This window comes from uncultured Rothia sp., from assembly GCF_937976295.1.
Classification (GTDB): Bacteria; Actinomycetota; Actinomycetes; order Actinomycetales; family Micrococcaceae; genus Rothia.
Genome location: NZ_CALJRY010000138.1, coordinates 1 through 7,605, shown reverse-complemented (window position 1 = coordinate 7,605; position 7,605 = coordinate 1). Strand labels below are relative to the sequence as shown.

Here is a 7,605-nt window from a genome sequence, read left to right as displayed (position 1 = left end):
GGTCAGGGGTCGGTCCGTAACGTATGGGTGAGGGGCTATCTAGTCCTCGTAGTCGATATCGTCGTCGATGTCATCTTCATCGTCGAGGATTTCTTCCAGGTCGTCCTCGTCTTCGTCACCGTAGACGCTCAAGGGAGTGACCTCGTTGTAGGCTTCGAAGAGGGCATCTTCGTAGGCTTCGAAGGCGTTGGCGATTTCTACGTACGCCTCATCGACGGCGGGGTCGTGCTCGCCGGTTCGGTTGACGACGGCGGTCAGGTGCGCCTCCAGCGCGTCAAGGAGGCGGGTGAGTTCGGTGCGAGGATCAATGCTCATGCCATTATTCTACTACCTACGCGCCTATGGTGTGCGCCGGTCGGTCATAGGGCGGTTTAAACGCGGAACTATGAACGGGCGCGGCGGGTAATTGGCAGATATATTCGGGGCAGCAATGAGAACGCCAAAGCCAGAACGGTAAAGCCGGGGTGGTCAAGCAACGCATGCACGCGGCACATAAGCCTCATAAAGCACCGCAAGAAACACATCACAGACACAGCGAACCCGCCGTCCCTGAATGCCCCACTCCTCAAGGGAGCAGGTGCCGGGTGCGGCGGGTCCTTCTGTCGGTTAGCTCAGCTTTACGCTGCGCCTACTGAATGTTTACTTCTTACGGGTTATGAACCCGAGCGAATTAGAAACCGAGGGAAGCTGCGGATGCGCGGATTGCCTCAGCGGATGCCTTCAGCTGTGCCAGCTCAGCATCGTTCATGGGGACCTCAAGCACACGCTCGATGCCTCCGCGGTTGACGATGGTGGGCAGGGACAGTGCAACGTCCTTGAAGCCGTACAGCTCGCCTGCAATGGTGGTGGAGACGGGTAGCACTGCGTTCTGGCCGCTGAGGAATGCCTCAGCGATACGTGCGCCGGAGATACCGATTGCGTAGTTGGTGGAACCCTTGCCCTCGATAATCTTGTATGCTGCGCGCATAGCTTCGGTTGCCAGCTCTGCACGGACCTCTTCGGTGAACACCAGCTTGCCGTCCTGCTCCCACTCGGTCAGGGGAACCATGCCGATGTTTGCTGCGGACCAGACGGGGAACTCGGAGTCGCCGTGCTCGCCAACAACGTTTGCGTGAACGTTCTTGATGGAGACGCCAGTCTTGTTAGCGATCAGCCAACGCAGGCGGGAGGAGTCCAGAACGGTACCGGAGGACAGCACGCGGTTTGCGGGCAGGCCGGTAATCTTCTGAGCCACGATGGTGAGAACGTCACAGGGGTTGGTGACGAGCATGATGATTGCGTTGGGTGCTACGGACAGGATGTTCGGCAGCAGCTTCTCGAGGATTGCGACGTTTGCGCCTGCCAGTTCGAGGCGGGGCTGGCCGGGCTTCTGGCGAGCACCAGCGGTGATGATAATCATGTCGCAGTCGCGCAGCAGTTCGATGTCGTCGCCACCGGTGACGGTTGCTTCGTGTGCGAACATTGCGCCGTGTGCGATGTCCAGTGCTTCAGCGTGCGCGCGCTTGCCGTCGATGTCGTACAGGACGATTTCGTCTGCGGAGCCGCGGACCATAGCTGCGTATGCGGTTGCGCTACCGACGCCGCCTGCACCGATGACGCCGAGCTTGGTGAAGTTGTTGACACCGTTCATTGCTGTATGCCCTCTTTCGTGAGAGTTATCCGTGTGGTGCGAGAGGATTCTCGCGGGGTTTATCAGGAAGCGGGGGTGTGCCTCGGGGGTGAATTTCCTGAGCGTGGGCGTTCTTCCCCGGTGAGCTTGCTTCGTTATGTTCCATTATGCCGCAGATTCTGCGTTTTGTGTTGGGTTATTTTGCTTTTTTCGATGGGTGCTGGTGACTTTATGGGCTATGAGGGGTGTTTTTCACTCACAAAACCAAATAATGACGTTCTGACCTTTTGAGCAAGCTCACATGTCGCTAAAGTAGCCCTCCACATCCACGGCGCCACCGGAAGCCTCAAAATCAGCACGAACCATCTGCGCCAACTCGTCATCAACCAGGAAATCCAAAGCCACAGAAGCCAAACCGAACGCCGCATCCAGGGCAGCATCCACCGCCGCCGGAGTGTCCGCACAGTGCGCGAACTCCACCGTGTGCATACCGGTGCCCTCGGGCGCAATCTGAATCAGCGGGTGAATGCCGGGCACGCGCAGGCTCACATTACCGAAATCAGTAGAAGCCGCCAGAGTGTCGCTAACCGTGCCGGGCGGGTACGGGTGGCGACCCACCGAACGCTGAGCCGAAACCCAACGCTTCAACAGCGGACGGTTCGTGCGCACCGGCATGGTCATCGGCGAAGAATCCCACGTCACCTCCGCACTCACGCCAGCCATGAGCGCCGCCCCGCGCAGCACCTCCTCAACCCGTCGCGACAGCGCACGCAGAGTCGGCGCGTGCTTAGAACGGATATTAATGTGCAGGCTCGCGGAGGCAGGAATCAGGTTTGGGGCGTCCCCGCCGTGGTCAATAATCGCGTGAATACGGTCAGAACCGGGAATCTGCTGACGCAACAAACCCAAACCCTGATACGCCAGATTCGCTGCATCCAGCGCGTTACGACCCATAAACGGGTGCGAAGAAGCATGCGCGCTCACACCCGTGAAAGTCACGCGACATTCACGGCGACCCAACCACGCCTGATCAGCCACATCCATAAAGTAGGGGTGCACCATAATCGCAGCATCCACCTGCTCGAACGCACCGGCACGCGCCATCAGCTCCTTACCGGCATCGGACTCTTCGGCGGGCGTGCCGTAGTAGAGGACCCTGCCACTGAACGCTTCGGGGCCGGTGGCGAGCGCATCCGCCAGGGCAAGGAAAGCACCCAGCCCGGATACCGCAATGACGTTGTGGCCGCAGCCGTGACCAATGCCCGGTAGCGCGTCATATTCGGAGAGAATCGCGATGGTGCGGTGCTTGGCGGGGTCGTAGTCGGCGCTGGTGAGCTCCACCTTGAACGCGGTATCCAGGCCGAAGGCGGGGTACTCGATATTGAGGTTCGGGTGGGCTTCGCGGACCGCATCAACGAGCGTGCGGGAAGCGAAATACTCCTCGTAGGCAGTTTCAGGATGCGCATGAATCGCCTTGAGAATTGCGGTCAAAGAGTCTGCGCGGGTGGCGACAGATTCGGCGAGGTCGCGGCGAATATGCGCCAGCCCGCTGTCATCGTCGAGGCGGTGGCCGTAACCCAATCCATGACCGCGGTACTCGCCGTGGCTACGCGCATGTCCGCGCTTGCGGCGGTGCTCAGCGGCACGCTTACGCTGCTCGGTTTCGAGGGCAAGGATCTCGGAGTACTCGCTACCGCGCACGCAATCAGCATCGGGCGCGTCGTAGTGGCGGGTTGTGGCGGCGGGGCGGTTCGGTGCCATTCGACCGTAGCTGTCAGAAGTGGGCTGGGTGTGGGCGGCGGTGCCCTGTGCGTTCGCGTCAGTCATGCTTCTACGCTACCGTCTGCGCTCGCCGGGCGCTAGATGCTCAGGTGCGATGGAGTCGAAAACACCCAAAAAGAAATTTGTGTCACATAAAAGAAATTTTGTATATATCCTAGGAATCTTTGATTCATAGGAGTAGCGTTAAGCACATGGGAGCGGCAATCCAGCCGCACCCGTCACCATCCGGCGCTAGCGATGCGAATGCCGGCAGGACAGTTCACAACCGGTCCAAACAATACCGTTTGGGCCTCTGCCATCACCGTGACAGACCCATGGATGCGAACCGTACCGGCAAGCACACACCGCAGTGAGCGCCACAACCATGCTAAGGAGCTCCATCCCATGAAGGCAGCACGCTTCTACGACCGTAACGACATCCGCATTGAAGACATCCCCGCACCCGAAGCCGCTGCGGGCGAGGTTCTGGTCAAGGTCGCATGGTGCGGTATTTGCGGTACCGACCTGCACGAATACCTGGACGGCCCCATCTTCTGCCCCCAGCACGGTCACCCCCACCCCATTTCTGGTGAGGACTCCCCCGTCACCCTCGGTCACGAATTCTCCGGTGTTGTTGAGGCACTGGGCGAAGGCGTAGACGACCTTGAGGTTGGCGACCACGTTGTTGTCGAGCCCTACATCATTCGCGATGACGTCTACACCGGTCCCGATTCCAAGGACTACCACCTGTCCAAGGACATGAACTTCATCGGTCTTGCCGGTCGCGGTGGCGGTCTGTCCGAGAAGGTTGCCGTCAAGCGCCGCTGGGTTCACAAGATCCCCAACACCATTCCCCTGGACGAAGCTGCACTGATTGAGCCGCTGAGCGTTGGCTACCACGCTGTTGAGCGTGCAGGCGAGTTCGAAGAGGGCGCATTCGCACTGGTGACCGGTGCTGGCCCCATCGGTCTGCTGACCTCCGCAGTTCTGAAGGCTAAGGGCGCTAAGGTCATCATCTCCGAGCTGTCCCCGCTGCGCCGCCAGAAGGCTCTGGACTCCGGCGTTGCTGACTACGCTTTCTCCCCCGCTGAGGTTGATGTTCTGGCTGAGATTCACAAGCTGACCGACGGCCGCGGCGCTGACATCGCATTCGAGTGCACCTCCGTTCAGCCCGCACTGGACCTGATTCTGGATGCCCTCAAGCCCACCGGTAAGGTCGTCATCGTCTCCATTTGGGGCAAGCCCGCTTCCCTGGATGTTCAGAAGGTTGTGCTCAAGGAGCTCGATATCCGCGGCACCATCGCATACGTGAACTCCCACCCGGAGACCATCAAGCTCGTTGAGTCCGGCAAGATTGACCTCAAGCCCTTCATCACCGGCAAGATCGCTGTGGAAGACCTGATCGACAAGGGCTTCGACACCCTGATTCACCACAACGAGACCGCTGTGAAGATTCTGGTCACCACCGACCCGGAGCGTCTGGCTGAGTAATCTCCCTGAACGATGCTGCTTTGTTCAGTTTCAGCTGATGCAGCTGTTCTTCTAGCTTCCTTAGCGTAGCTAGTGTGGGGTGAGGTTCCTTTCGAGGAGCCTCACCCCACTACTTTTTTGTGCGCTGACATATTTTGGGTACTTCTTTGCCCGGAAGCTTTAAGCTAAAACTTTCTGGCTTAGAAGTTTCTAGCCTAGAGCTTTTCACACAGGATTTCTCAGCGGCACACGCCAGCAAAATCTCCGGGCAACAAAACTGTCCGGGCATACAAAAATCCCCGGTTCCGAAGAACCGGGGATTATCCGTGCGCGAGGGGGGACTTGAACCCCCACCCTCTAATACGAGGACTAGCACCTCAAGCTAGCGCGTCTGCCTATTCCGCCACCCGCGCAGGTTACCTTTGAGAGGGCTTTGCCTGCTCAAAGCAACAAGTAATACTATACGGTTGGCAAGTACAAGCAGGCAAATCTATATAACGTGTTATCCGTCACTTTTACACATTTAGTGCTCCCCATGTTCCTTTCTAGTAACATGCAGTACAGTGTTCGGGTCACGTCCATGAAGTACTGCATGTGAGAGTTTAGAATAGAAACTATGAATAACGAGAACCTCTCACGCGAAGAAGCTGCAGAACGGTCAGCGCTCATTACCGTAGACTCATATCATGTTCACCTTGATTTGACCCATGCCAAGGATGAAAATTTCGAGACATACCCTACAGTTACAACCGTTAAGTTTAAATCCCGTAAGCCTGGTGCCCAGACTTTCATTGATTATATTCGCCACTCTATCGATTCTGTTAGGCTTAATGGCGCGCAGCTTGACCTCAACAAGGTTGTTGATGGCTCACGCATCATGCTGCCCGAGCTTGCCGAGGAAAACGAACTTACTGTTCACGGGCGTTCATACTATTCAAGGTCGGGAGAAGGTCTGCACCGCTATATTGATCCTTCGGATGGGCGTGTATATCTTTACACCCAATATGAGCCCGCCGATTGCCGTCGTGTATTCCCCAACTTTGAGCAACCCGATCTGAAGGCTGTTTTTAATTTCCGAATCACAGCCCCACGAGATTGGGTTGTCAGTTCGAACGGAGTTCTAGAATCTGAGGTGTCCGACCCGACTGACTCAAATATCGTTAAGCGCGTTTTTGCTCCTACCGAGCGAATTTCTACCTACATTACCGCAGTGTTAGCAGGTGAATACTTCACAGTCACCGATACCTATAAACCCCAGAGTATTACTAACAGCGGCGATATTCCTTTAGTGGCGTACTGCCGCCATTCTCTAAAGCCCCATTTTGACTACGATAATATCTTCCGAGTCACTAAGAACGGCTTAGATTTCTTCCAGGATCTCTTTGACTATCCCTACCCTTACCCGAAGTACGAACAGGCGTTCGTCCCCGAATATAACATCGGCGCGATGGAGAACCCCGGTCTCGTAACATTCACTGAGGATTTCATTTTTGTCTCTGGTGCTACCGAAGATGATCTTGAAGGTCGCGCAAACACTATCTGCCATGAGATGGCACATATGTGGTTTGGAGATCTTGTCACTATGAAATGGTGGGATGATCTCTGGCTTAAAGAGTCATTTGCTGATTTCATGGGTGCTCTAGGTGCTATCGAAGCTAATGGTTTTAACGATGCTTGGGTAACATTCGCGAATCACCGTAAATCTTGGGCATATCTGCAAGATCAGCTTCCTACGACGCATCCCATTGTCGCGGATATACCTCATTTGGAAGCTGCAGCCCAAAATTTCGATGGCATAACTTACGCCAAGGGTGCCTCCACCTTGAAGCAGCTTGTTTCCTATGTAGGCTTTGATACCTTTATCGAAGCGGCACGCGTCTATTTCAAACGTTTTGCTTGGGGGAACACCTCGCTTCAAGACTTTCTTGATGTACTTAATGAGGTTTCAGGTCGCGATATGCAGACCTGGTCTCAAGCGTGGTTACAGACTTCTGGTCTATCTACCCTCGGTACTCGACGTGTTTACCGCGAAGATGGTAAGCTCCAGGATTTGTACCTCACTCAGCAGCTACCCGACACTCAGCCAGCCGGTATCGGTCGCCCGCATGTGGTAAAGCTTGAAACTTTTATCCTTCAAGAAGAAAAACTTGTCTCAACAGGCACTCTCTCCCTTGAATACCCTGCCGATCCTATCGCAGAGTATCGTGTCTCTTTGCCCCAAGAGCACAAGAAGACTGTAGGTGAAGCTGACTTACTTATGCTCAATGCAGAAGACCACACCTACGCAAAGATCATGCTCACCGATGAGGATGGTCTTCAAGCGGCAATTGCAGGAGTATCCACTCTTGAATCATCTCTTTCTCGCGGTCTTATCTGGGGATCTCTCTGGGAAAGCGTGCGCGATGCCCGACTTCCCGTTGCCACTTTCGTAGACGCGGCAGTACAGAACGTATCCCGTGAGAGCAGTGCATCTCTTTTGGGAAGTATGGTGTCGAACAGCCAAAACGCTATTACTAATTTTGGTGCCCCCAAGTCTCGACAGCCTTTGTATGATGCTCTCTATGAGTCTTTCTCGAAAGCGCTCGCTGCCGCCAAACCTGGCTCCGATACGCAGCTCATATTGCTTCGAGGACTTATCTCTATTTCTTCCTACTCAACTCAAGGTGAAGATCTCTGCCGCGATATCGCCCGAGGGGCTTTTGAAGATACTGTGGGAGATATTGCCGATGCGACTGGTATCCCCTACGACCAGAATCTTGGATGGA

At 55.6% G+C, this 7,605-nt stretch carries 5 protein-coding genes and 1 tRNA gene; 2 read left to right on the top strand and 4 right to left on the bottom strand.

Annotated elements, in window-relative coordinates:
• Positions 1-39 precede the first annotated feature (39 nt).
• The 3 genes from Q0216_RS03575 to Q0216_RS03565 all read right to left on the bottom strand — a co-directional run bounded on the left by Q0216_RS03575 (position 40) and on the right by Q0216_RS03565 (position 3,436).
• Complete coding sequence (locus Q0216_RS03575) at positions 40-315, bottom strand: hypothetical protein (protein ID WP_279790341.1); 276 nt, start codon at positions 313-315, stop codon at positions 40-42.
• Positions 316-670: 355 nt separating this feature from the next.
• Positions 671-1,630 (bottom strand): L-lactate dehydrogenase, encoded by a 960-nt coding sequence (locus tag Q0216_RS03570; RefSeq protein ID WP_298592982.1) that lies wholly within the window; start codon positions 1,628-1,630, stop codon positions 671-673.
• Between the two features lie 276 nt (positions 1,631-1,906).
• On the bottom strand, positions 1,907-3,436 hold the full coding sequence (locus Q0216_RS03565) for an amidohydrolase (RefSeq protein WP_298592980.1): 1,530 nt from the start codon (positions 3,434-3,436) through the stop codon (positions 1,907-1,909).
• A 339-nt stretch (positions 3,437-3,775) separates the two neighbouring features.
• On the opposite strand from Q0216_RS03565, the gene Q0216_RS03560 reads away from it, so the two are divergent.
• On the top strand, positions 3,776-4,861 hold the full coding sequence (locus tag Q0216_RS03560; protein WP_049341248.1) for a 2,3-butanediol dehydrogenase: 1,086 nt from the start codon (positions 3,776-3,778) through the stop codon (positions 4,859-4,861).
• Between the two features lie 306 nt (positions 4,862-5,167).
• Here Q0216_RS03560 and Q0216_RS03555 read toward each other — a convergent pair.
• Positions 5,168-5,253: transfer RNA gene (locus tag Q0216_RS03555), tRNA-Leu, on the bottom strand.
• 203 nt (positions 5,254-5,456) lie between these two features.
• On the opposite strand from Q0216_RS03555, the gene pepN reads away from it, so the two are divergent.
• Positions 5,457-7,605, top strand: a 2,149-nt coding sequence (pepN, locus tag Q0216_RS03550) for an aminopeptidase N (protein WP_298592978.1), incomplete at its 3' end; no start/stop codon positions are given.

What these genes read in the sequence shown, in the direction of transcription:
- Q0216_RS03575 (WP_279790341.1), bottom strand. Translation starts at nt 315, where the DNA reads ATGAGCATTGATCCTCGCACCGAACTCACCCGCCTCCTTGACGCGCTG.
- Q0216_RS03570 (WP_298592982.1), bottom strand. Translation starts at nt 1,630, where the DNA reads ATGAACGGTGTCAACAACTTCACCAAGCTCGGCGTCATCGGTGCAGGC.
- Q0216_RS03565 (WP_298592980.1), bottom strand. Translation starts at nt 3,436, where the DNA reads ATGACTGACGCGAACGCACAGGGCACCGCCGCCCACACCCAGCCCACT.
- Q0216_RS03560 (WP_049341248.1), top strand. Translation starts at nt 3,776, where the DNA reads ATGAAGGCAGCACGCTTCTACGACCGTAACGACATCCGCATTGAAGAC.